This is a genomic window from Bradyrhizobium sp. SZCCT0148 (genome assembly GCF_018129985.1).
Lineage (GTDB): Bacteria > Pseudomonadota > Alphaproteobacteria > Rhizobiales > Xanthobacteraceae > Bradyrhizobium > Bradyrhizobium japonicum_H.
On record NZ_JAFCKT010000006.1, the window covers coordinates 236,831 to 261,054 of the forward strand.

A 24,224-nucleotide genomic window follows, 5' to 3' on the forward strand; every position below is an offset into this window, starting at 1 on the left:
CCGGCCGCGCCCAACGGATGGCACGTGGACAATGGCGCGCGTTCTGATTGGAACTTCCGGCTGGCATTACGATTCCTGGCGCGGCCCGTTCTTTCCTGAAGGCGTGACGCTGAAGCAGCAGCTCAGCTATTACGCCGGGCAATTCGACACCACGGAGCTGAACGGCGTGTTCTACCGCACGCCGACGCCCGACGCGGTGAAAGGCTGGCGCGAGCAGACCGGCCGCGATTTCGTCTTCGCCTGGAAGGCGTCGAAATTCATCACGCACTGGAAGCGGCTGTCGGACCGCTCGGTCAACAGCCTCGAGCTGATGGAAGACCGCATCTCACGGCTCGGCGGCAAGGCGGGCCCGATCCTGTTCCAGCTGCCGCCGCAATTCCAGGCCGACGCCGATCGTCTCGCATCCTTCTTCAAGCTGCTGTCGCGTAATCGGCGTTACAGCTTCGAATTCCGTCATCCGAGCTGGTACCAGCCGCGCATCCTGCGCATGCTGGCGGATGAGAACATCTCGCTGTGCCTGTCCGACCATCACGACGCGCCGGCGCCATGGAAGCGCACGGCGGATTTCGTCTATGTGCGCGGCCACGGGCCGGGCGGGCGCTATCGCGGGCACTATACCAAGGCCGCGCTGGCGCAATGGGCAAAGCGCATCAAGTCCTGGAAGCGGCAGGGCTGCGACGTCTATGTCTATTTCGACAACGACCAGAAGAGCGCAGCGCCCGCGGACGCCAAGGCGTTGCAGCAATTGCTCTAGATCGCACCGCCTTGCCGAAGCGCCGCGATCCCGGCCGCATCATAGCCGAGTTCGGCGAGGACCAGATCGGTATGTTCCCCGAGCGTCGGCGGCCGGCTCGCTATTTCGCCCGGCGTTTCCGACAGCCGGACCGCAGCACGCGTCACCGGGGCGGGCTTCGGCAGGCCGGGATAGTCGACGTCCTGCATGAAGCCGGCGGCGCGGATATGCGGATGATCCAGCGCCTGTTGCGGCGAGAGAACGGGCCCGGTCGGGATCATCGCCTGGCCTAGCGCATCGACGGCTTCCTGCGTGGTGCGCCCGGCGCACCAGCGCGCCATCCGCTCGCTGATGACGGGGCCGTTGTTGCCGCGGCTGATGTCGTCGGCGAAGCGCGGATCGTTCAGCCACAATTCCTCCTCGCCCATCAACCTCGCCCAGCGCTTGAACAGGGGATGTCCCGTGACCTGGCACAGCACCCAGCCGTCCCGCGTGCGGTAGATGTCTGCGGGCGCCGCGGTCTGGCCGAGATTGCCTGTGGGCACGCGGTTGACGTTGATCACCGCCTGCTCGATCAGCGTCGCGTTGGTGAAGGACAGCGCGGTTGCGAGCAGCGCGCCCTCGACGATCTGCCCGCGCCCGGATTTGCCGCGCTCGATGAGAGCTGCGAGAGTGCCGAACGCGCAATGCAGCGCGGTGCCGAAATCGACCCAGTTCACCGCGGCCCGGTACGGCGGATCGCCGGCGCCAGTCATGTAGACCGATCCCGACATGACCTGCCCGACGCCGTCGAAGCCGACCCGGTCGGACCACGGCCCCGGCCCGCCGAACGCGGTTGCCGTCGTCAGGATGATGTCGGGCTTGATCGCCTTCAGGGACTCGTAGTCGAGTTTCATCGCGCGCAAGGTCTGCGGCGGCAGGTTGGCGACGACGACATCCGCCGTCGCAACCAGGCGGCGCATCACCTCCTGCCCTTCCGGCTTCATCGGATCGAGCGTGATGCACTTCTTGTTGCGGTTGACCTGGAGGAACAGCGCGCCCTCGCCGCCTTCGCCGACCGGCGCGACGAAGCGATCCTCGCTACCCTCGCGCTTCTCGACGCGAATGACCTCGGCGCCGAACTCGGCCAGCAGGGTCGCGCAATAAGGCCCTGCGATATAGCGCCCGAAATCGAGCACCCGCACGCCCTCCAAAACTCCTCCCATCGCACCCTTCCCTATTGTTTGCTGCAGATTACAGGGACTGGCCGCCGGGGCAAGTTGGGAAGTGGAACGCACATGCGACCTTCATCAACGCATTGCGAACAATTCTGATGAAACCGCACTTTGATCAGCACCTAGGCTGCCACGGCCTCGTAGATATCCTCCTCCTGGGCCGTGTGCATGCGCACCAGCGTTTCGATCGCCTCGATCACGCGCTGAGCGTCGCGAATCAGGTAGCGGTCGATCTTCTCCGACGGCAGGTCCTCCGCGATCCGGGCGAGCAGCCGCGCCAGATGCAGAATCTCGCGATGCGCACGGCTCATGGCGGAAAGCCCGTGGCGGTCGCGCAGCACTTCCGTGAGCTTGGGATAGACGCTGTCTTCATCCTCGCGTTCGTGCGTCACGACGCTGCTCTGGACCAGTCGGTGGGCCTCGCCAATCAAGGCCGCAACGGATTCGGGCGCCGCGTCGTCGAGCGCATCGACGATCTGGCGCAAGCGGTCGAGATCCCTGAGCAGGGCCTGATGATCGTGATGCAAGGTCAGCCCCTGCTCTGCGGTGAGGTGCGGGCCACTCCTGACGAGCGGCGGATTGAGCGCCCGCAGCGCGTTCAGAATGACGGCAACATCGATCACCTCCTGGACGATCGCGGCGGGCACGGGATCGAGCCAGCCGACAGTGGCCGCGACCATGGCGACCAACGACAATCCCATCCCGACGAAGATGCTCTGCAGGGCAATGCGCCGCGCCCGCTGCGCGATGATGATCGCCTCGCCGACTCGATCCAGCCGGTCCGTGAGGATCACCACATCCGCAGCCTCGGAGGACGCGCTTGCGCCACGCGCGCCGAGCGCGATCCCGGTATCGGCCACGGCCAGCGCCGGGGCGTCATTGATGCCGTCGCCGACCATGATGGTCGGGTGCAGCCGCTGCTCGCTCCGCACCGCCTCGACCTTGTCCGCTGGGACGCGGTCGGCCAGCACGGCATCGAGATCGAGCGCCGCACCGATGGCCTGTGCCGCCGCAGCACGATCACCCGTGACCATCACCATCCGCTTGATGCCGGCGTCCCGCAGCAGCCGGATCGCGCGTGGCGTGTCGGCCCGCAGTTCGTCGGCCAGCAGCAGCGCGCCGATCAGGCGGCCGTCCACCGCGACAAAGACGACCAACGCCGAGCGCCACGAAGCACGCCTGATCGCTCGCAGCTCCCATGGCGACAGCTCGGCGCGCGAGAGCAGCATGTCACGCGAGCCCGCCACGACGTGGCGTCCGTCGATCTGCCCGCCGAGGCCGGACCCCATGATCTCCTTGACGTGCTCCGGCGGCTTCAACGCGAGCCCGCGGGCGAGAGCCGCAGCGACGACGGCCTTCGCAAGCACGTGATGCGAGGCTTGCTCGAGCGATGCTCCGAGCCTCAGGACCTCGTCCGGATCCTCGCCCGGCGCAACCTCGACGGACAGCAACCTCGCTCCGCCCACCGTCAGGGTGCCGGTCTTGTCGAATAGCACGGTGTGCGCCCGGGCCAGCGCTTCCAGCGCCCTCCCGCCCTTGGCCAGGATGCCGCGGCGGGCCGCCTGCGCCACCCCGGCGATGAAGGCGACGGGTGCAGCCAGAATCAGGGGGCAAGGTGTCGCCGCCACCAGCACGGCAAGGCTGCGGGTCAAGTCGCCGGAGATGCGCCATGCCACGAAGGCGATGACGAGTGTCAGCGGCAGAAAGATCAGCGCATAACGGTCGGCCAGCCGCACGAAGGGAGCTTTCGCCGTCTGCGCCGCAGTCACCATGCGCACGATGCCCGCATACGTACTCTTGCTGGCCACCGCCGTCACGGTCATTCGGAAGGTCTCACCCGCATTCAGAGAACCGGAGAGAACGGCGGTTCCGCGTGTCTTCTGCACAGGGATCGGCTCGCCAGTCACCGCGGATTCGTCGATGGTGGCAGAGGCCGACGCGACGACACCATCGACCGGCACGATCTCGCCGGCCTTCACCAGAAGCTCTTCGCCGACCGCGACGTCCTCGACCGGAGCATCCTCGATCCGCTCGCCGGATTTGCGATGGACCTGCCGCGGTGCCCGATCGACCAGCGATCGCAGATCGTGCTCCGCCCGGGCGACTGCGATCTCCTCCAGAACGTTGCCACCGGAATACATCAGCGCGACCACGGCGCCTGCCAGCGGCTGTCCGAGCGCCAGGGCCGCACTCATCGACAGCAGCGCGATCGCGTCCACTCCGACGCGGCCGCTCATGAGGTCCCTGACGATCGAGACCGCCAACCCCGCGATCACCGGCGCCGTGCCGAGCGCCCACGCGACGTCGGCTACATCGGGCCGGCCGGCGGCCCGCGCGAGCCCCCCTGCAGTCAATCCCGCGATGGCAATCGCGACCAGAGCCCATCGCAGGATTCGATCAAACGACATGGTTTGCAAACATGGCTTGGTTTCTACCGCTGGATACCGATGATCCTGCGCCGAAACCCGCTTCGCCACTTGAGATGAATCAACGTAGCCGGCGCACGACACGCCGGCCCGGACCAAACTTCCAGCCCGCTCGCCCGCGACCTAGCCGCCGGCAGTGCGGGCGCAGTCGATCGCCTCCGTGAGCACCCCGCGGTCGCCGATGTGATTGGCGAGCAGCAGGATCAGCCGGGCGTTCATCCGCAGCGCCTGGTCCTCATCGAGGTCACGCTGGCTGTTGATCAGCTCGGCATAGAAATCGTCGGGGTCGCTGATGTTGGGTGACAAATTAAGCATCATGCTGCCAGTTCCTTCCGTCCGGCGATGTCGTGCCCGGCGGCCCGCAGCATCGCATCTGCGATCCCCGCCTCGTCGAATCCGGTCCAGCGTGCGGCAACATATTGATCGGGCCGGAACAAATAGGTGGTCCCGCGCGAAGCGCCGTAGCGCTCGGCAAGCAGGCCGGAGGAATCTTGGATGTCGCGGCCGACGACAATGAGCTTCGCCTTGAGGGGACCCACCGCGATTTCGGTCCTGTCGGTGTCTATGCCGAAGGCCACGACCGTGAACGCGTCGCCGAGATAAGGCAGGAACCAGGCGGGCTTGCCATCCAACGTGATCGGCGCATCGGGAGCATTGGTGCCGGGCCGCACGCCGCCCGTCATCGCCTCATCGTCGGGGGTATTGAGCGCCGACGTCACATAGGGCGTCGGCGTCGAGAGACGGCCGCTGTTGACCAGCGGCCGCGCAAAGCCATGATGCCGGGCAAGCTCCAGCGCGGCGTCACGGAAATAGCGGCTCACTTTCGTCTTCGGCGTGATGAAGTCGGTGGCGCGCGTAGAGTTCAGGATGTTGTCGTCGGCGGCAAAAGCGCGCTCCTCGTGATAGCTGTCGAGCAACGCTTCCGACGCTTCGCCGCGCAACACCATCGCAAGCTTCCAGGCGAGGTTGTCGATGTCCTGGACGCCGGTATTGGCACCGCGCGCGCCGAACGGCGACACTTGGTGCGCGAAATCGCCGGCGAACAGCACCCGTCCCTGACGGAAATTGTCGATGCGCCGGCAGGCGAACTGATAGATCGAGACCCATTCGAGCACGAATTCGCTGTCCTCGCCGAGCATGGCACGAATGCGCGGGATCACCCGCTCCGGCCTTTTTTCCTCATCGGGGTCGGCGTCCCAGCCGAGCTGGAAGTCGATGCGCCACACATTGTCGGCCTGCCGGTGCAGCAGCACGGACTGGCCGCGGTGGAACGGCGGATCGAACCAGAACCAGCGCTCGGTCGGGAAATCCGCCTTCATGGTGACGTCGGCGATCAGGAAGCGATCCTGGAAGAACTGTCCCGTGAATTCGGCGCCGACCATCTTGCGCACGTCGGAATTGGCTCCGTCGCAGGCGATCACCCATTGCGCCTCCATGGTGAAGATGCCGTCGGGCGTCTCCACCGCCAGCGTCGCATGGTCGGCCGCCTGCTTGAGGCTGATCAGGCGATGCTTCCAGCGCAGCTCGATCAGCGGGTTGGCCCGGCACTTGGCAACCAGCAATTCTTCCAGATGATATTGCTGCAGATTGATCATGGCCGGCCATTGGTGGCCGGTCTCGGGCAACAGATCGAACTGGTAGGACATCTGGTCCTGGAAGAAGACCTTGCCGACGTTCCAGCTGACGCCGCGCTCGACCATGGCCGCCGCGCAACCGAGGCGGTCCCAGATCTCGAGCGGACGCTTGGCGTAGCAGACCGCGCGCGAGCCGATCGAGACGGTGTCGTTGTCGTCGAGCAGCACCACCGGCTGGCCGCGCGCCGCGCAGTCGAGCGCGGCGGTCAGGCCGATGGGACCTGCGCCGATCACCACGATCGGATGTCGCTTCACGATCCCCTCGGCCTGCTCTTGGGAACGCCGATAGCCGAACTTCGGATAGATGTAGCTCGTCATGTTCGCTTCCTGGTCAGCGTGCCGGGGGATCAATGCGCGTCCGCGAATTCCTTCTCGTGCATCCAGGCGGTGTGACGCGGCGGACGCTTGGTGCGTGACCATTCCTCGACCATCGCGTGCGCAACCGATTTCATGCGGTCGATCTGCTCGGGCGTCGCGGTCCAGGCCGCGATCTCCAGGCGATGACCGCTGGGGTCGTGGAAATAGATCGACTTGAAGATAGTGTGATCGGTGACGCCGACGACGTCGAGGCCGGCTGCCTCCGCGCGCGACTTGGCCCCTTCGAGCTCGGTGAGGTCCTTGACCTGGAAGGCAATGTGCTGAGTCCATTCCGGCGTGTTGGGATCGCGGCCCATCGGCGGCGAGTTCGGCAGTTCGAAGAAGGCGAGGATGTTGCCGTTCCCGGCATCGAGGAAAATGTGCATGTAGGGATCGGGCGCCTTGGTCGACGGCACCCGATCCTCGGCAATGGCGCCGAGAAGATCCATGTTCATGACGGTCTTGTAAAACTCGACGGTCGCCTTGGCGTCGACGCAGCGATAGGCGACGTGATGGATCTTCTCGATTTTCATGGCGTTTCGCTCCCTAGACCTGCGGTTGCGAAATTCGTATCAGATGTTACTATTATCTGGATTTGATCTCGATCAACCGGCTTCGAAGAAATTATCCGGCGGATCGGCGGACGGGAATGGCGCGATGGGACGTTCAGGCGTGGCACGCGGGAACGCGGCCGAAGCCGCGATAGCGCAGGGTGGCGTCGAGCTCGACCTGCAGCGATATTTTCCGTACCAGCTGGCGCGCCTCGCCGAGCAGGTGTCGCTGGCGGTGGCCGAGGTCTATTCCGAGCGCTTCGCGCTGACGCGGCAGGAATGGCGCGTGCTCGCCATTCTCGGCATGCGCCCGGAGATTGCGACGAAAGAGATCGGACCGCTGACGACGCTCGACAAGATGCAGGTCAGCCGCGCCGTGCAGGGCCTGGAGTCGCGCGGTATCGTCGGTCGCAAGCACCATCCCGACGACCGGCGCGAGTTGATCGTCTCGCTGACCCCGGCCGGTCGCGCGCTTTATCGCAAGATCGTACCTCTCGCGCTGGCGCGGGAGTCGAAGCTGCTTGAAGCGCTGACCGCCGACGAGGTGGCGGCGCTCGACCGGGTGATGGGCAAATTGTCGGCGGCGCTGGCGTAGGCTCTCCCCTCAGGCCGCCGAGCGCTCCGGTAGCCCGGCCCGGAGATCCTCAAGCAGGCGCTGCTCGCGCTCGATCCGCGCGCGATAGAGCGCGCGTTCGGTCTCGCTTCTGGCACCGGCCAGCAACAAGCGATAGCGCCCGATCACTTTCTCGCTGCTGCTGATGAGGAGGCTGCGAACGTCACTCATCGGTCCACTCCGCTCGTGGCAATGGCCGATGGCATGTTCGGAACGGTGAATGCGACCGGGAAGACATCGGCAGTGAGAGTCTCGAGCGCGGTCTGCTCCTCGGCAAGGCGACGTTCGATAAACTGGCGCTCGATGTCCGACAGCTCAGTCTTCAGCAGGCGTCGATAACGAGAGAGGTTGTTGCGGTGCGCGCGGATGCGGGCGAAATCCTGATCGAGCATCGTCGTCACTCCTGACGGTCTTTCGCTATCCTTTTCGAATTTACGGTGGCGGAAGATGCCTCTTCCGGAGCAAAAAATATTCAGGCTCGATTTCCTGTCAAGATCCTCTCTTGCCGCCCCCTTAACGATGCCGGGGCCCCCAAAAAAATTCTTGCGCGCCCCTCTTGCAAGGTCACTGCGGCGCTCTAAGTCGTTTTTCGCCGCGCAAGCGGTGTGCCGGACGCCCGATCGGGTCCGGCGCGGGCGCCGGGCCGGGGTGTTCGGATCCGTCTCCGAGTCCCAAACGGCGCTCCTTCGTATCCATCTTGCTCTTTGGAGGACTTGGTATGAGGACCACTTTTGACTTCGCGCCGCTGTGGCGCTCCACCATCGGCTTCGACCATCTGGCCGACCTCGTCGACAGCACGCTGCGCCAGGCTGGCGAGGACAATTATCCGCCCTACAACATCGAACGCTCCGGCGAAGACCAATACCGAATCACGCTGGCCGTGGCGGGCTTTGGCGTCAACGACATCAGCGTGACCGCCGAGCAGAACGCGCTCACCATCGAGGGCCGCAAGCCCGACAGCGCCACGCGCGAATATCTCTATCAGGGTATCGCCGCGCGTCCGTTCCGCCGCGTGTTCAATCTCGCCGACTACGTCCAGGTCAAGCACGCGTCCTTCCAGGACGGTCTCCTGGTCATCGATCTCCTGCGCGAGATTCCGGAAGCCATGAAGCCGCGTCGGATCCAGATCGCGGGCGCTGCGTCACCGCAGATCGAGCAGAAGAAGGCCGCCTAGGCCGACCGAAGCCACTCGACATCAACTACCATGGCGGATGGCGACCGGATCGCCATCCGCCGGTCGAATATCCCTTCGGAAGGAGCGTAAAGGGAGACAGAGATGACCAATGCCAACGCGACCACCGGCGGTCTCGGCCCGCTGTTCCATCCCGCTGCGCATTATGCATCGCCCACCGCCGTCCTCGACGACGGCAAGCTTTCGACAGCGGAAAAGCGAATCATCTTGTCGTCGTGGGCCTCGGACATGTACGCTGTCGACTCCCACCCTGCGCTGCGCGAGATTCCCGGCATGGATCATCCGATCCGGCTAGCAGACATCCTCACCGCGCTGCGCAAGCTCGATGACGACGACGACCCGCCGCCCGGCGGCGGCGTCCCGATGCGACTGCGGCGGCCCTGGGCCGCCGCAACGCCGTAATCGAGAACCCGCCAAAAGAATCCGTACGAGCTCCGGGGGCCACTACATAACTCGAGCCCCCACGGTCGCCTACGCCGCCCTAAGAAACGTTCCCAGAGCACGTTGAGGCCATCCTCCTCCGAGGCGGCACCGTCGAACAGCGGCACCCAGTCAATGCTGCACTCAAGGAAGATATCGCCGAGCGCATCGAACCCTTTCTGCGTCGCCTTGCGTCGGCGCTGCCGTCGCGGGCCGGCAGGCTGTTGGCCGCACGAAGTCCGGCTGCCGGACAACTCCACATCACCTGCGATTTGATTGGCGCTGCCGAGGAAGGGGCAGACCGCCAGTTCCAGGACATAGGAATGTCGTGACGGCCCTAGCCTTCGCGGTTTGGTGGACGAACCACGGCCGATGGCCATTTTGCCGCGATTGACTTGTTATAACATTTGGGCAAATGTCCTAACTAACCGGAGCCCAAAATCCGGATTTTCGGGAGGACAGCATGACGTCATTCAAGCCGACGCGACGAACGCTACTCAAAACCGGAACCGCGGCCGCGGCTCTGGCGACGTTTGGTCCTGGCATCCTGCGGCAAGCATCCGCGCAGGAGTCCGACCTCGCGCCGTACAAATCCGCTCAGATCGACTGGCAGCAGGTCTCGGGCGAGACGATCACCGTCGCGGTGATCCCGGCGAGCTATTTCGAAAACCTCATCACGCTGGCGCCGCAGTTCAAGGCGCTCACCGGCATCGACGTCCGTTTCGAAAAGATTCCGCCGGCGCAGATCCGGCAGAAGAGCGTCATCGACCTGACCTCGAAGACCGGCACCTACGCGACCCACGCCGCCGACCCCATGTATTACGCGCTCTACGCTGCGAACAAATGGGTCGAGCCGCTCGACACCTATCTGAACGACAAGTCGCTGACCGATCAGGCCTGGTTCCAGCTCGACGACATCATTCCGGCCTGGCGCAGCGCCAACGGCATCGACGGCAAGCTCTATGGCATGCCCTATGACGGCGAGGTCACCATTCAGGTCTATCGCAAGGACCTCTATGACGCGAAGGGCCTGAAGCCGGCCGATACGCTCGAAGCCTACATGTCGAACGCCGCGGCCTTGAATACGCCGAACGACCGCGTCTGGGGCGCAGCGCTGCGCGGTGTCGCCGGCGCCGGCCAGAACATGTACATCTATCCGTCGATTTTCCGTGAGTTCGGCGGCGACTGGATGAAGGGCGGCAAGCTCACCGTCAACGGCCCCGAGGCCGAAGCGGCGCTCGCCTGGTACGTCGACATCATGAAGAAGTACGCGCCGACGGCGGCTGCGAACTGGAACTGGCCGGATATCGCCGACGCTTTCTCTCAAGGCACGGTCGCGAGCTACATTGACGCGCATTCCTCGGCCTCCGTCATCAACAATCCCGACAAGTCCAAGGTGATCGGCAAGGTTGCCTATGCACGCTGGCCGAAGGGTCCCTCAGGCAAGCGCACCACCTCGATCTGGAACTGGGGCTTCCCGATCAATTCCGCGCTGCCGGAGAAGAAGCGCAAGGCGACCTGGCTGTTCATCCAGTGGGCCGCGAGCGCCGAGACCCAGGCGCGCACCGCGCACAAGTTCGCGGGACCCACCAAGCGCTCGGGCGTCAACCGCACCTCGGTGTGGAAGGATCCCGACTACATCAAGCTGATGAACGGCTTCGGCGAGAACTTCGTCGAGGCCACGATGGGCGCACTCCAGGAGGACACTGACGTCGACTGGCGTCCGCGCGTGCCGCAATGGCCGGCGATCGGCGACACCATGGCGACCGCGATCCAGTCCGCGCTCTCCGGCCAGGCCACGATCAAGGCTGCATTGGACGATGCGCAGCGCCGCATCGAACCGATGATGCGCGGCTGAGCCATGGCGACGACAGCGGTGACATCGGCCGGGATCGCGAGCGAGGCGCCTCGCAGCGATTTCGGCCGCGTCCTGGCACAGCGCGAGCGCCGGTTTGCGGCGGCCCTGCTTGCACCGGCGTTTCTCGCCCTGATGGCCACGACGACGTTTCCGCTGCTTTTCCTGGTCTATACCAGCACGTTCCGGATGGATCTGGCGATGCCGTTCACCAACGGCTTCGTCGGATTCGAGAATTACCAGGTGCTGCTCTCCGACGAGCGGTTCTGGACCTCGCTGCTGGTGAGCCTCGTCTATACCGGCTCGACCGTTGCGCTTCAGGTCGTCATTGGCCTCGCGCTTGCCTTGCTGGTCATGGATATGAAGCGCGGCCAGGGCTGGTTCCGCGTCATCGCGATCCTGCCGGTGGTGCTGTCGCCGGCCGTGGTCGGCATGATCTGGCGCACCTTCATGCTGGCGCCGGAATTCGGCATCGTGGACTTCCTCGCGATTAATGCGGGGCTCGGCAGCAAGAACTGGCTCGGCGATCCCACGCTCGCGATGGTCTCGGTGATCGCGATCCATACCTGGCAGTGGACGCCGTTCGCGTTCATGGTGCTGCTGGCATCGCTCGCCTCGCTGCCCGAGGATATCTACGAGGCAGCGCGGCTCGACCGCGCCTCCGCCTGGCAACGCTTTCGCCGCATCACCCTGCCCCTGCTGCGCCCCGCAATCGTGATGGTCATCATCATGAGGACCATGGTGGCACTGACCGCGTTCGCGGCGATCTTCACCGTCACCGCCGGCGGGCCCGGCACCGCGACCGAGATCCTCAATCTCTATGCCTACCGGAAATCCTTCACTGAACTCTCGATCGGCTACGGCTCGGCGCTCGCGGTCGCCCTGCTGATCGTGACCATCGTCATTTCCGGAATTCTGTTCGCGATGCGGAGGGCGAAATGACCGCAAAGCGCCTTCGCGTCTTCGCCCTGCTGGCGATCTCCATGGTGTTCCTGCTGGCCTGGGCGTTCCCGATCATCTGGAGCGTGCTGAACTCGCTCAAGACCGATTCCGACGTGCTGGCCTATCCGCCCAAGCTGGTGTTCGCACCGACCTTGGACGCCTATCGCGACGTGCTGTTCGGCTCGGGATCGATCCTGCCGAACCTTCTTTCCAGCGCCATCATTTCCGTCGGCACCACCATCGTCACGATGCTGATGGCGGTGCCCGCGGCCTACGCGCTGGCGCGCCTGCGCTTTCGCGGCAAGAAGTTCGCGGGCTTCTACGTGCTCGCAACGCAGATGCTGCCGCCGGTCGGCATCATCATCCCCTACTTCCTGGTGCTGCGGAACATCGGCTGGATCGACACCTACCAGGGCATCATCCTGATCTATCTGTCGTTCTCCCTGCCCTTCGCGATCTGGCTGCTGGTTTCCTATTTCGAGGACATTCCCTTCGAGATGGAGGAGGCGGCCTATCTCGACGGCGCCAGCCGACTGAAGACGCTGTGGCGCATCATCATTCCGCAGGTCCGCGGCGGCATTGCCGTCACCGTGGTGTTCGTGTTCCTCAATGCGTGGAACGAATTCCTGTTCGCGGTCGTGCTCAGCGGCAACACGGTACGTCCGGTCACGGTCGCCATGTTCAATTTCGTCTCCGTCGAACAGACGCTGTGGGCCAAGCTCGCCGCGGTCTCGGTTCTCGCCATGCTCCCTGTCGTCGTTCTCGGCGTGGTCGCGCAGAAGCATATCGTGAAGGGCCTGACGGTCGGTGCAGTCAAAGGCGGAGGGCGCCGATGAGCGGCCAGGGTCAGGTCAGTTTTCGCAACATCGTCAAGATGCACGGGGAGTTCGCCGCGCTCAAGGGCGTGAATTTCGACATCAAGCCGGGCGAGTTCTTCGCCCTGCTCGGGCCCTCGGGCTCGGGCAAGAGCACGACGCTGCGCATTCTCGCCGGCTTGGATGCGCCGACCGCCGGCCGCGTGCTGATCGACGACAAGGATGTTACCTCGACCGACGCACGCGACCGCGACATCGCCATGGTGTTCCAGAGCTACGCGCTCTATCCGCACATGACGGTGGCCGAGAACATCGCCTTCCCCCTTGAAATGGCGAAGCTGCCGAAGGCCGAGATCGCGCCCGCGGTCAGGGACGCCGCGCGCAAGGTGAAGATCGACCATTTGCTCGACCGCAAGCCCGGCCAGCTCTCGGGCGGCCAGCAGCAGCGCTGCGCGCTGGCCCGTGCCATCGTGCGCAAGGCCCGCCTGTTCCTGCTCGACGAGCCCCTGTCCAACCTCGACGCCAAGCTGCGGCTGGAAACCCGCGCCGAGTTGAAGAAGCTGCAGCGTTCGCTCGGTGTCACCGCCGTCTACGTCACGCACGACCAGGAAGAGGCGATGACGCTCGCGGATCGCATGGCGGTGTTCATGTCAGGCGAGATCCAGCAGGTCGGCACGCCCGCCGAGGTGTTCGCGCGCCCGAACTCGATCGACATTGCCGGTTTCATCGGCAATCCCCCGATGAACCTCATCCCAGCCCGCTACGTGGACGGCGACGTCATTGTCGCGGGCCATCGTCTCAAGACGACGAGCACGGCCGCGGGCGAGCGCGATGTTGTGGTCGGACTTCGTCCCGGCGCCCTGCGCATGACGGAAGGCGGCCTCGGCGCGCGCGTCGACCTGATCGAGGACCTCGGCGATACCGCCGTGTTCGACCTCGACTGCGCCGGCACCATGATCCGCATGCGCGTTTCCGATGGCAACATTCCCGGCGAAGGCGACACGATCTCGATCTCCGCACGCCCGCAGGATATTCACCTGTTCGACCCAGCGACACGCATGCGGCTCTGACACCATGGCTGTTCAAACGCGCAAGAAGAAGCTCTCACCGCTGGGCAGTGATGTGACCGGGGAAAGTTCGACGCCCCTGCACATCCAGATCCGGGAATCCATCCGCAACCAGGTGCGTGACGGCAAGCTGATCGACGAGACCGGCCGTCTCATGACCGAAGCCGAGCTCGGCCGTCATTTCGGCGTCAGCCGGATCACCATCCGCAACGCCATCGCGCCGCTCGTGAACGAAGGGATGTTCGACCGCTCGCGCGGCCGCGGCACCTTCCTGCGCTCGAACCAGCCCGAGAACTGGGTCGGCCATCTCATGGGCTTCTCGGAAACCATCCGCGACGCCGGCTACCAGGCTGGCGCGAAGATCCTGCAGCAGGGCATGACAAATCGCCACGATCCCGCCGTTCGCGAGCAGCTTCGGGAGCGGGCCGTCTGGCAGCTTCGACGCCTGCGCTTCGCGGACGACACGCCGATCGCGATCGAGCACGCCTTCTATCCGCCGGACATCGGTCTCGAGCTCGAGAAGCGCGATCTGGTCTCGATCCTGATGTATCGCGTCTTCGAGGATGAACTTGGTCTCACCATCAAGGACGCGCAGCAGACCATCAGCGCCGATCTCGCTGACGCCAGCAGCGCCAAGCTGCTGGGCGTGAAGGTCGGGTCGCCGCTGCTCGCCATCGAACGCGTCACCTTCGGCAAGGACGGACGGGCGCTCGAGCTGCTGCGTGCCGTCTACCTGCCGAAATATTTCCGCCTCAGCATCAGCCTGACGCGCCGCCACTGACAACGCCACACGCCAATAACGAGGACACGAACATGCCGAATGGCGCAAAGACCCCGGACAGCCCCAACATCCTGCTCATCCTCAACGACGACATGGGCTTTTCGGACATCGGCTGTTACGGCGGCGAGATCCAGACGCCGAACCTCGATCGGCTTGCGGCCAATGGCTTGCGCTATTCGCAGTTCTACAACACCGCCCGCTGCAGCCCCTCGCGCGCCTCGCTGCTCACCGGCCTGCATCCGCACCAGACCGGCATCGGCATTCTGACCTACAGCAACGGCCCCGAGGGCTATGCCGGCAATCTGAACAAGAGCTGCGTGACGATCGCCGAGGCCCTGAAGAGCAAGAACTACACAAGCTATCTCAGCGGCAAGTGGCACATCGCCAGCAGCCTGACGGAGCCGACCGACGCGTGGCCGATGCAGCGCGGCTTCGACCATTTCTACGGCACCATCATCGGCGCCGGCAGCTTCTATCATCCGAACACGCTGACGCGCGGCAACGACAACATCGAGCACGAGGCCGAGAAAGATCCGTCGTTCTTCTACACCGACGCGATCAGCGACCAGGCGGCGGCCTTCATCCGCCAGCACAAGGTTGAGAAGCCCAATGCCCCGTTCTTCCAGTACGTCGCCTACACGGCGCCGCACTGGCCGCTCCATGCCCATGACGAGGATATCGCCAAATACAAGGGCCGCTTCGATGCCGGCTGGGACAGGCTGCGCGAAGAGCGCCTCAAGCGGCTCGTCGACGACGGCATCATCCACCCGAACTGGCGCCTCACCGATCGCGATCCGACCCAGCCGCCGTGGAGCGACGCGGAGCAACGCGAGTGGACGCTGCGCTGCATGGAAGTCTACGCAGCCCAGATCGATCGCATGGACCAGGGCATCGGCCGGATCCTGAAGGCGCTGGAAGAGACCGGGCAGATGGACAACACGCTGATCATCTTCCTGTCCGACAACGGCGCCTGCGCAGAGGACATTCCGGAGGGCGTCACCGCGAAGGAGCTGGTGGACCAGCTCATGATCGCCAAGGCCATGACGCGCGACGGCAGGCCGGTGCGCTTCGGCAACGATCCGACGCTGATGCCCGGCGCCGAAGATACCTATCAGAGCTACGGTACGGCCTGGGCCAATCTCTCCAACACGCCGTTCCGGCTCTACAAGCACTGGATCCACGAGGGCGGCATCGCGACGCCGTTCATCGTGCACTGGCCGCGCGGCATCTCCGAAAAGGGCGGCCTACGCCACAATCCTAGCCAGCTCACCGACGTGATGGCGACTATCCTCGACGTCACCGGCGCCACCTATCCCAAAGAATACAACGGCAACGCCATCCTGCCCTGCGAAGGCGAGAGCCTGGTTCCGTCATTCGCCTCAGCCTATGGCAATCGTGGCCCGCTGTTCTGGGAGCACGAGGGCAACGCGGCCGTGCGCGTCGGCAAGTGGAAGCTGGTCCGAAAATATCCCGGCCCCTGGGAACTCTACGATATGGAGATGGATCGCACCGAGATGAACGATCTGGCCGCGCAACATCCGGATCGCGTCCGCGAGATGACGGCTCAGTATCAGCAATGGGCGAACCGTTGCGGCGTCATCCCGCGCGGGAAGATTCTCGAGCTGATGGAGGCGGAAGGCGGCACCGCCTTCTGGGAGGAAGAGAAGCAGAAATAGGGCATGACCGGGGATCGCTCACATTGTTGCACCCTGCGCGCCGCCGGCAATGAACCGGCGGCAGGCATCGACACGCAAGCAGCGGTCCTTCCCAATCCAACCCCGATCCCGCGCCGCTGGAGCTCTCTGATCGGGGGAACGTTCCACATGGGATCCGCGGACGGGGGCTTTGTCGAGGATGGCGAAGGCCCGGTGCGGCTCGTCACGCTGTCGCCGTTTGCCATTGCCTGCCACACCGTGAGCAATCTGCAATTCGGCGACTTCGTCCGGGCCACGGGCTACACGACGGATGCCGAACGCTATGGCTGGAGCTTTGTCTTCGAGGGGCTCGTGCCCGAAGCGACGCGCACCGCGCACGCGATGCGCGTTCAGGAAACGCCATGGTGGATCCCGGTGACGCGCGCCTATTGGGCGCAGCCGGAAGGACCGACCAGCAGCATCCTCGACCGGCTCGATCATCCTGTCGTCCACGTCTCCTGGAACGACGCACAGGCTTACTGCCAATGGTCCGGCACGCGCCTGCCGACCGAGGCGGAATGGGAGATGGCCGCGCGCGGCGGGTTGGACCAGGCCATCTATCCCTGGGGCAACGCGCTGCAGCCCGACGGCCAGCATCGCTGCAACATCTGGCAGGGCAACTTTCCCGACCGCAACACGGTCGATGATGGCTATTTCGGCACGGCGCCCGTTCACGCTTTCGTGCCCAACGGATATGGCCTGCACAATGTCGCCGGAAATGTCTGGGAATGGTGCCAGGACTATTTTTCGCCGAGCTATCACCGCCTCACGCCATCGCGAGACCCCTTGAACCGCGAGCCAGCTCCCAACCGGTCGATGCGTGGCGGATCTTTCCTCTGCCACGAATCCTATTGCAATCGCTACCGGGTCGCGGCGCGAAGCTCCAATACGCCCGACTCCGCGTCGAGCAATATCGGCTTCCGCGTCGTGCGCACCGAGCCGCTGCGGGATCCTGCATAGGATGGAGCCGGCACCCCATCCAGCGAAACCGGCTGCCGCTCCCGGCATCCGGCTGCTGCCGCTATTCCTGCGCAATTTCGTGCGCAACCGCGAGACCGGCCTCGTGCTGGTCGGCATCGTCGTCGGGCTGCTCAGCGGCGTTCTCGTGGCTGCGATCTCGAGCCTCAGCCAGCTCTTTCACGCCCTGCTGTTCGACATTCCTATCGACGCTCACCTCAGTGCCACCGGCGTGATCTCGTGGCAGCGCACGCTACTGATCCCCGTGCTCGGCGGCCTCGTGCTTGCGCTGATCGGGCTGTACTTCGCCCGGCGGGTCAAGGGACAGCAGCTCGCCGACGCCATCGAGGCCAACGCGCTCTATGGCGGCCGGGTGTCGTTTCGCGGCAGCCTGCTGATCTCGATCCAGACGCTGCTGTCCAACGGGTTCGGCGGATCGGTCGGACTGGAAGCCGGCTACACCCAGATCTGCTCGATGTTCGGCTCCCATGTCGGTCAGCGCCTGGCCGCCCGGCGCAATGACATGCGGCTGCTCGTGGCCTGCGGCGCCGCGGGAGCCATCAGCGCCGCGTTCTCCGCGCCGCTGGCCGGCGCCTTCTACGCCTTCGAGGTCGTGCTCGGCGCCTACACCGCTGCCGGTCTCGTGCCGGTCATCGCCAGCGCCGTCACCGCGTGGCTCGTCGCGCGGCAATTGACGCACCAGTCCTTCCTGATGGTGCCTGGATTCCCCTCTCCGGTGTCCGTCGAAATGATCGGGCAGACGATGCTGATCGGCATCATTTGCGCCTTCGCCAGCATCCTCGTCATGCTCGCCGTCGCATTCTCCGAGCGCTGCTTCCAGCGCATCACGGTGCTCAAGGGCCTGCTGCGGCCGATGCTCGGCGGCCTGCTGCTCGGCGGCCTCGCCCTGCTGACGCCGACTGTGCTCGGCGCCGGCCACGGCGCGATGCAGATCCTGCTGGTCAGCAATCCGACCTGGCTCCTGCTCACGACAACCATCCTGTTCAAGATCCTGGCCTCCGCCATCTCGCTCGGCTCGGGCTTTCGCGGCGGCCTGTTCTTCGCCTCGCTGCTGCTCGGCGCGCTGATCGGACAGCTCTACAGCGTCGTGCTGACCGGCCCTCTGCCCACGATCGCGCTTCAGCCCGGCACCGCCGCGATTGCAGCGCTCGCCGCGCTCGGAACCGGCGTGCTCGGAGCGCCCTTCAGCATGGTCTGTCTCGCGCTCGAGATCACCGGCGATTTCTCCGTCACCGTCGGCGCCGTGGTCGCCTCGTCAGTCTGCGCGCTGATCGTCCGCGAGCTGTTCGGCTACAGCTTCGCGACGTGGCGCTTCCATCTGCGCGGCGAGGCGATCCGCGGCCCGCAGGACATCGGCTGGGTCCGGCAGATGAGCGCGGCATCCCTGATGCGCGCCGACTTCGAGAATGCGCTGACGACGATGCCGATCGGCGAGGCGCAGAGGCAGTTCTCGCCGGCACTGGTCCGCCAAATCGTGTTGCGCGATCCCAATGGCGTCTATGCCGGCATCGTGCCCGCCGCCACGCTGCATTCCGTGGCCAACCGGGACGAGGAGCTGCTCGGGTCGCTGGCGCAGCAACAGGAGGAGTACCTGCTCCCGACCACGCCGGTTCGCGAGATCCTGAAGGCCTTCGAACGCAGCGAAGCCGACGTGCTCGCGGTCGTCGACCGTCCCGACCATCGCGCCACGATCGGCACACTGAGCGAAGCGCACGTTCTGCGCACTTACGGGGAAGAACTCGAACGCCGGAACCAGGAATTGTTCTCGCGCTGAGGGCGCTCAGGGCCGCAGATCCATGTCGATCCGCACGAAATCGCCACGATAGGTGACCTCGCCGAGATAGATCACGGTGCGGTCCTGCGTCGTAAAGATGCGGCGGACTTCGGCCACGGGCGAGTTCAGGGGCACGCGCAGCAGCCGCGCCGCCTCGATGTCCGCGGTGCCGATCGTCAGGGTCTGGCGCGCGCTGGTGATGGCGGGATCTCTGAGATCGTTCAGGATCGGGATCACGGTCTCGTTGCGGAAGCGCTTCGGCGACCTGCGGAAGATCTTCTCGTCCAGATAGATGGAGATGACGCAGTAAGGCTGCTTCTGCCGCGAATGCAGCCGACGCATGAAGACGTATTTCTCGGCCGGCTTGCCGTCTCCGGGAAGCAGCGGCGCGTTGCTGCGGCTTTCCGAGATGTTGATGATCTCGGGCGAGGTGTCGCGATACATGTCGGCGAGATCGGACAGCGTCGTCTCGACCTTGAGCCAGCGATCCTGCCGCACGGTCCCCGTGACGAAGGTGCCGCGGCCCTGCTGCGCCTCGATCACGCCGTCGCGGGCGAGCAGTTCCACCGCCTGCCGGATCGTAACGCGCGACACGCCGAACTCGGCCGCCAGCTCCTCGTTGGCCGGCAGGCGAAATCCCTGGGTCCAGACGCCGCGCGCGATGCGCTGCCGGAAGATGTCGGCGATCTGCGCGTATTTGGGGACGTGACTGTCGGAACTCAATTCCATCTCGTCCTCCGGAATCCAGGTGGCGCGATCAGGCCATGACCAGCGCTGCACCGCGTTCGCCGATCATCAGGCTGGTCGCATTCGTGTTGGCCGAGGTGATCTGCGGCATCACCGAGGCATCGATCACGCGCAGGCGCTCGACGCCGCGCACACGCAGCTGCGGATCGAGGACGGCCTGCGCGTCGCTGCCCATGCGGCAGGTCCCGACACAGTGAAATACCGTGCCTCCCGTGTTGCGCGCAAAGTCCCAGAGCCCGGCATCATCCCTGGCTGCCTCGCCCGGCACCATCTCGACATCCCAAAGCGGACGAAACGCCTTCTGCCGATAGATCTCGCGCAGGATCTTCAGACCCGCAACAATGGTCTTGCGGTCGATCTCCTCGGCAAAATAGTTCGGCACGATACGCGGCTGCTCGAACGGATCGGTCGAGCTGATCGCGAGGTGTCCGCGCGACTGTCCGTGGCACTGCCAGACCGAAGCGGTGAAACCGGAATAGCTGTGCAAGGGTTCGCCAGGCTTGTCGACCGAAAGCGGCATCACGTTGAACTGCACGTCCGGCCGTCCGCCGACGGCGTATTCCGTGCAGGCTGCGCCGCCGACCTGCCCCGCCCCGACCGTCAATGGACCGCTACCTGCCAGCATCCACTGCAGCCCCATCTTTGCGAGCGCAACGGGATTGCGGACCTGATCGTTGAGCGAAATCCGCTCCCTGAGCCGAACGATCAGCCGGGCCTGATAATGATCCTGAAGATTGCCACCGACATCAGGAGAATCGGCGACGACGGGAATGCCGAGCTTGCGCAGCAGGTCGGCCGGACCGACACCGGAAAGCTGAAGGATCTGCGGGGACTGCAGCGCGCCGCCGGACAGGATGATCTCACGATCAGCCGTCGCACTGTGGACCTGTCCCTTGCTGATCCACTCCACACCGGTCGCGACACGACCATTGAAAACGACCCTGCTGACCTGCGCGTGGGTAATGATGGTGAGGTTCGGACGACCGGCGACGGGACGCAGAAACGCCGAGGCCGAACTGGTCCGCCAATGCCGCCCGATGCCGAGCTGGTAGCTGCCGACGCCCATCGTGGTGGCGCCGTTGAAGTCGGGATTGCGCGGCAGGCCGAACTGCACACCCGCCTCAACCCAGGCCTTCGATGCCGGATTGTCATTGCGAAGGTCGGAGACCTCGAACTCCCCGAGTCCACCGTGAAACTGGCTCTCCCCACCGCGGTAACGCTCGTAGCGCCGGAAGTAAGGCAGCAGCTCGCGATAGCCCCAGCCATCGGCGCCGAGGCGTTCCCAATCGTCAAAATCCTCGTGCTGGCCGCGGATGAAGATCAGACCGTTGATCGACGAGGAGCCACCGAGCACGCGGCCGCGCGGCCAGACGATGGGACGACCGCCACTCCCTTCCGAAGGCTCGGTCCTGAACAGGCGTGAATATCGCTCGTTGTAGATGGTGCGATAGTAGCCGACCGGAAGTTTCAGCCAGAAATTACGATCCGATCCGCCGGCCTCCAGCAGCAGTACGCGGCAGGACGGATCGGCCGACAATCGGTTCGCAACGACACATCCGGCCGAGCCCGCGCCGACGATGATGTAGTCGTAGCCGCGTGCTGGCATCAGACCGTCCGGTATTGTTCGATGGAGGCAAGATCGGGCGTGATGCCGAGACCCGGTTCGTCGCCGAGCTCGATCATGCCGTCGCGGACATCGCGCACGGGACCGCAGAACCGGTCGCGCAACGGGTTCTCGTTGCAGTCGACTTCGAGCAGTCCGTCGCCGCCGACGCCGGCAAGAAGATGCGCGGATGCCAGAAGCCCGATACCGGCCCCGAGATAATGCGGGCAGAACATCTTCCCCGACGTCAGGATGTCGCGGGCAATGCCCACGCACGCCGACAGCCCGCCCCATTTGGCAATGTCGGGCTGGACGACACCGAGAACCGGCTCGCGCAGCACCTCGGCAAACCCGGCGTGGCTCGCGATGTTCTCACCGGCTGCCAGCGGAAAGGGGACTCTCTCGTGCAATTGCATCCATTCCTGGCGAGGGCGATCCGCACGGATCGGCTCCTCCAGCCAAGCGAGATCGAAGTGCTCGAGTTGCGGTGCAAGTTCCAGCGCCTGCGCAATGGTCCAGCCCTGGTTGACGTCTGCAGCAAGCAGGCCTTCGCCGACTAGCCGGCGCAGCGCGGCGAGATTGGCGCGGTCACCTGCCGGATCGAAGCCGATCTTCAGCTTCAATGCGCGATAGCCGCGGCCCAGCGCCGCTTCGGCCGTCCGCTCGGAACCGACCGGATTGATGCCGCTGGCATAGACCTTGATCTTCTGGCTGGCGCCACCGAGCAGCCGCCACAGCGCGAGGTTCTGCCGGCGGGCGTGGAGATCCCAGACCGCGAGATCAATGCCGGCGATCGACTGGGCAAACGGGCCGGCTTCTCCCGATTGCAGCGCGAGCACCGAGGTTCCCTGAGTCAGATGCTCGAACGCCGCAAATGGCTTCGGCACGGTGGATCCGACCAGAGCCGGCGCAAGCACCTCGTTAACGAGCCGAACACGATGTTCGGCGCCTGGTGCTGGAAAATTGCACCACACTTCGCCCCAGCCGATATTTCCGTCAGTGTCCTCGACGCGGACGAAGACGGCCGGCCGGTCCTTCATCCGCCCGAATGACGTGATGACTGGCGTCGTCAGCGGATAGCGATAGCCAAAGGCCTGGACGCTTCGGATGGTGAAAGGCGATGGTGTCATGCGGGAAAGCCTGCGACGCCTACGACCAAAGGCGGCACTTGTATGGTCATCCTATTTATAATATGACCTTTCAAAACATCAACCGCAATGTGGGTGGACGCGTCGAATGAACGGAGCTGGCGTGAGACGCTTCGGTCTCGGATTGCTGCCGTGGTTCGGCGCGATCCTGCTCTGGTACGCCGTACGCTGGAGCGGCTTCGTCAACGTCTCGCTGATCCCGGCGCCGCACCAGGTCGCCGCAAAGTTCTTCGAGCTTCTCACCACAGAAGGCTTGCTGATCGACATCTTCGCCTCGACCCGGCGCGTCTTTCTCGGCGTCGCGCTCGGCATCCTCGTGGCAGTACCGGTCGGATTTCTGCTGGGGTGGTATCGCCCCGCCCGCACCTTCGCCGACCCCATGATCAACTTCTTTCGCGCGCTACCGCCGATCGCATTGATTCCGCTGGTGATCGTCTATTTCGGCGTCGACGAGCTCGCCAAGCTCGTCATTTTGTTTTACGCCTCCTTCTTCTCCGGCGTGATCGTGATGTATGAGGGCGTGTCGCAGATCACGCCGCTCTACATCCGCGTGGCGCAAACGCTCGGAGCCAACCAAGCCGAGATCTTTCGCAAGGTCATCATTCCCCTCACCGTCCCGCACATTCTCACGGCGCTGCGCGTGGCGTTGGGCGTGGCTTGGGCGACACTGGTCGCATCGGAGCTGATCGCGGCGCAGCGCGGGCTCGGCGCCATGATCCAGAATGCCTCGACCTACTTCCTGCTCGACGTCATCTATGTCGGCATCATCTGCATCGGCCTGATCGCACTGATCATGGATTTGATCCTGCGCAAGATCACGGCCCGGCTGCTGGTCTGGCAAGATCGGGCCATCGCATGACCAAGCGCGCACAATTCGACAAGGTTTCCCTGTCCTTTGAAACGCCGAAGGGCCGCCTCAAGGTCGTCGAGGACGTCAGCTACGACATCAACGACGGCGACTTCATTGCCGTGATCGGCCCGTCCGGCTGCGGCAAGACCACGATGATGAGCATGCTCGCCGGCTTTCAGAAGCCGACGACAGGCAAGGTCCTGTTCGATGGGCGCCCCGTCGCCGGCCCCGGACCCGAACGCGGCGTCATCTTCCAGGAGTATGGCGTATTCCCCTGGCTGACGGTGAAACAGAACATCGCCTTCGGCCTGACGCTCAACGCCAATCATGTCCCGACTGCCGAGCGTGAGGCGATCTGCGATCACTATCTCGGCCTGATGGGGCTGTCCGACTTCGCCAATTCCTATCCGAAGCATCTGTCCGGCGGCATGCGGCAACGACTCGCGATCGCGCGGGCCTATGCCGTGAAGCCGAAATTCCTGCTGATGGACGAGCCGTTCGGGGCGCTGGACGCCCAGACCCGCTCCAACATGCAGAACCTCCTTCTCAAGGTGCTGGAGGCCGAAGGCAAGACCGTCATGCTGATTACCCATTCCGTCGAGGAGGCGATTTACCTCGCCTCCCGCATCGTGGTGGTGACCGCGCGGCCAGCGCGGATCAAGCAGATCATCGACGTTCCCTTCGCTTACCCGCGCGATGAATCGATCCAGGAACGTCCGGAATTCGCTGAGCTACGCAGTCATATCAGGCAGCTGGTCATGGACGAATATCGCGCCCAGCAGGCGCAGATGCGTCCGGTCTCATTCTCGGAATAACAAGTAACGGAGGAC

At 64.6% G+C, this 24,224-nt stretch carries 24 protein-coding genes; 14 read left to right on the plus strand and 10 right to left on the minus strand.

Annotation, left to right across the window (positions count from 1 at the left end):
• Window positions 1-31 precede the first annotated feature (31 nt).
• Window positions 32-754, plus strand: a complete 723-nt coding sequence (locus JQ580_RS20290; protein WP_212281989.1) for a DUF72 domain-containing protein — start codon at window positions 32-34, stop codon at window positions 752-754.
• Here JQ580_RS20290 and JQ580_RS20295 read toward each other — a convergent pair.
• From JQ580_RS20295 to JQ580_RS20315, 5 genes are all read right to left on the minus strand, one after another.
• Window positions 751-1,938, minus strand: a complete 1,188-nt coding sequence (locus JQ580_RS20295) for a CaiB/BaiF CoA transferase family protein (RefSeq protein ID WP_212281990.1) — start codon at window positions 1,936-1,938, stop codon at window positions 751-753. The genes JQ580_RS20290 and JQ580_RS20295 overlap by 4 nt on opposite strands.
• Before the next feature lie 131 nt (window positions 1,939-2,069).
• Entirely contained in the window at window positions 2,070-4,355 is a 2,286-nt protein-coding gene (locus JQ580_RS20300) for a heavy metal translocating P-type ATPase (RefSeq protein ID WP_212281991.1), read from the minus strand.
• Between the two features lie 141 nt (window positions 4,356-4,496).
• Window positions 4,497-4,691, minus strand: coding sequence for a DUF2783 domain-containing protein (locus JQ580_RS20305; protein ID WP_212281992.1), 195 nt, complete (start codon window positions 4,689-4,691; stop codon window positions 4,497-4,499).
• Window positions 4,688-6,325 carry an FAD-dependent oxidoreductase gene (locus JQ580_RS20310; protein ID WP_212281993.1) on the minus strand — a complete coding sequence of 546 codons (1,638 nt, stop codon included), beginning with the start codon at window positions 6,323-6,325 and terminating at the stop codon, window positions 4,688-4,690. The genes JQ580_RS20305 and JQ580_RS20310 overlap by 4 nt, the downstream gene beginning before the upstream one ends.
• Window positions 6,326-6,354: 29 nt before the next feature.
• On the minus strand, window positions 6,355-6,897 hold the full coding sequence (locus tag JQ580_RS20315) for a VOC family protein (protein ID WP_212281994.1): 543 nt from the start codon (window positions 6,895-6,897) through the stop codon (window positions 6,355-6,357).
• Between the two features lie 124 nt (window positions 6,898-7,021).
• Between JQ580_RS20315 and JQ580_RS20320 the strand changes: the two genes are divergently transcribed.
• Window positions 7,022-7,510 (plus strand): MarR family winged helix-turn-helix transcriptional regulator, encoded by a 489-nt coding sequence (locus JQ580_RS20320; protein WP_249134290.1) that lies wholly within the window; start codon window positions 7,022-7,024, stop codon window positions 7,508-7,510.
• 9 nt (window positions 7,511-7,519) lie between these two features.
• Here JQ580_RS20320 and JQ580_RS20325 read toward each other — a convergent pair whose 3' ends face one another.
• Both JQ580_RS20325 and JQ580_RS20330 read right to left on the minus strand, forming a co-directional pair.
• Complete coding sequence (locus JQ580_RS20325) at window positions 7,520-7,699, minus strand: hypothetical protein (protein WP_212281995.1); 180 nt, start codon at window positions 7,697-7,699, stop codon at window positions 7,520-7,522.
• On the minus strand, window positions 7,696-7,920 hold the full coding sequence (locus JQ580_RS20330) for a hypothetical protein (protein ID WP_212281996.1): 225 nt from the start codon (window positions 7,918-7,920) through the stop codon (window positions 7,696-7,698). The genes JQ580_RS20325 and JQ580_RS20330 overlap by 4 nt, the downstream gene beginning before the upstream one ends.
• 326 nt (window positions 7,921-8,246) lie before the next feature.
• On the opposite strand from JQ580_RS20330, the gene JQ580_RS20335 reads away from it, so the two are divergent.
• From JQ580_RS20335 to JQ580_RS20380, 10 genes are all read left to right on the plus strand, one after another.
• Entirely contained in the window at window positions 8,247-8,702 is a 456-nt protein-coding gene (locus JQ580_RS20335; protein ID WP_212281997.1) for an Hsp20 family protein, read from the plus strand.
• Window positions 8,703-8,804: 102 nt separating this feature from the next.
• The gene (locus tag JQ580_RS20340) at window positions 8,805-9,122 is read left to right on the plus strand and encodes a hypothetical protein (RefSeq protein WP_212281998.1); all 318 of its coding nucleotides are present in this window, start codon (window positions 8,805-8,807) and stop codon (window positions 9,120-9,122) included.
• 481 nt (window positions 9,123-9,603) lie between these two features.
• Complete coding sequence (locus JQ580_RS20345) at window positions 9,604-10,998, plus strand: ABC transporter substrate-binding protein (RefSeq protein ID WP_212281999.1); 1,395 nt, start codon at window positions 9,604-9,606, stop codon at window positions 10,996-10,998.
• Between the two features lie 3 nt (window positions 10,999-11,001).
• Window positions 11,002-11,937 (plus strand): carbohydrate ABC transporter permease, encoded by a 936-nt coding sequence (locus tag JQ580_RS20350; RefSeq protein ID WP_212282000.1) that lies wholly within the window; start codon window positions 11,002-11,004, stop codon window positions 11,935-11,937.
• Window positions 11,934-12,773 carry a carbohydrate ABC transporter permease gene (locus tag JQ580_RS20355; protein WP_106952350.1) on the plus strand — a complete coding sequence of 280 codons (840 nt, stop codon included), beginning with the start codon at window positions 11,934-11,936 and terminating at the stop codon, window positions 12,771-12,773. Before JQ580_RS20350 ends, JQ580_RS20355 begins: the two co-directional genes overlap by 4 nt.
• A complete protein-coding gene (locus JQ580_RS20360) occupies window positions 12,770-13,822 on the plus strand; it encodes an ABC transporter ATP-binding protein (RefSeq protein WP_212282001.1) in 1,053 nt (350 codons plus the stop codon). Before JQ580_RS20355 ends, JQ580_RS20360 begins: the two co-directional genes overlap by 4 nt.
• A 4-nt stretch (window positions 13,823-13,826) precedes the next feature.
• Window positions 13,827-14,600: a GntR family transcriptional regulator gene (locus JQ580_RS20365; protein WP_212282002.1), complete on the plus strand. Its 774-nt coding sequence runs from the start codon at window positions 13,827-13,829 to the stop codon at window positions 14,598-14,600.
• A gap of 32 nt (window positions 14,601-14,632) precedes the next feature.
• Window positions 14,633-16,276, plus strand: a complete 1,644-nt coding sequence (locus tag JQ580_RS20370; RefSeq protein WP_212282003.1) for an arylsulfatase — start codon at window positions 14,633-14,635, stop codon at window positions 16,274-16,276.
• A gap of 147 nt (window positions 16,277-16,423) precedes the next feature.
• Window positions 16,424-17,254 carry a formylglycine-generating enzyme family protein gene (locus tag JQ580_RS20375; protein WP_249134291.1) on the plus strand — a complete coding sequence of 277 codons (831 nt, stop codon included), beginning with the start codon at window positions 16,424-16,426 and terminating at the stop codon, window positions 17,252-17,254.
• Window position 17,255: 1 nt separating this feature from the next.
• Window positions 17,256-19,046 carry a chloride channel protein gene (locus JQ580_RS20380; RefSeq protein WP_212282005.1) on the plus strand — a complete coding sequence of 597 codons (1,791 nt, stop codon included), beginning with the start codon at window positions 17,256-17,258 and terminating at the stop codon, window positions 19,044-19,046.
• 6 nt (window positions 19,047-19,052) lie between these two features.
• Here JQ580_RS20380 and JQ580_RS20385 read toward each other — a convergent pair whose 3' ends face one another.
• The 3 genes from JQ580_RS20385 to JQ580_RS20395 are packed head-to-tail and all read right to left on the minus strand — an operon-like array spanning window position 19,053 to window position 22,526.
• Window positions 19,053-19,775 (minus strand): GntR family transcriptional regulator, encoded by a 723-nt coding sequence (locus JQ580_RS20385; RefSeq protein WP_212282006.1) that lies wholly within the window; start codon window positions 19,773-19,775, stop codon window positions 19,053-19,055.
• A gap of 28 nt (window positions 19,776-19,803) precedes the next feature.
• Window positions 19,804-21,399: a GMC family oxidoreductase gene (locus tag JQ580_RS20390; RefSeq protein WP_212282007.1), complete on the minus strand. Its 1,596-nt coding sequence runs from the start codon at window positions 21,397-21,399 to the stop codon at window positions 19,804-19,806.
• Entirely contained in the window at window positions 21,399-22,526 is a 1,128-nt protein-coding gene (locus tag JQ580_RS20395) for a mandelate racemase/muconate lactonizing enzyme family protein (RefSeq protein ID WP_212282008.1), read from the minus strand. Before JQ580_RS20395 ends, JQ580_RS20390 begins: the two co-directional genes overlap by 1 nt.
• 121 nt (window positions 22,527-22,647) lie before the next feature.
• On the opposite strand from JQ580_RS20395, the gene JQ580_RS20400 reads away from it, so the two are divergent.
• Both JQ580_RS20400 and JQ580_RS20405 read left to right on the plus strand, forming a co-directional pair.
• Entirely contained in the window at window positions 22,648-23,403 is a 756-nt protein-coding gene (locus tag JQ580_RS20400) for an ABC transporter permease (protein ID WP_409363216.1), read from the plus strand.
• The gene (locus JQ580_RS20405) at window positions 23,400-24,209 is read left to right on the plus strand and encodes an ABC transporter ATP-binding protein (protein WP_212282010.1); all 810 of its coding nucleotides are present in this window, start codon (window positions 23,400-23,402) and stop codon (window positions 24,207-24,209) included. Before JQ580_RS20400 ends, JQ580_RS20405 begins: the two co-directional genes overlap by 4 nt.
• The last annotated feature ends 15 nt before the right edge of the window (window positions 24,210-24,224 follow it).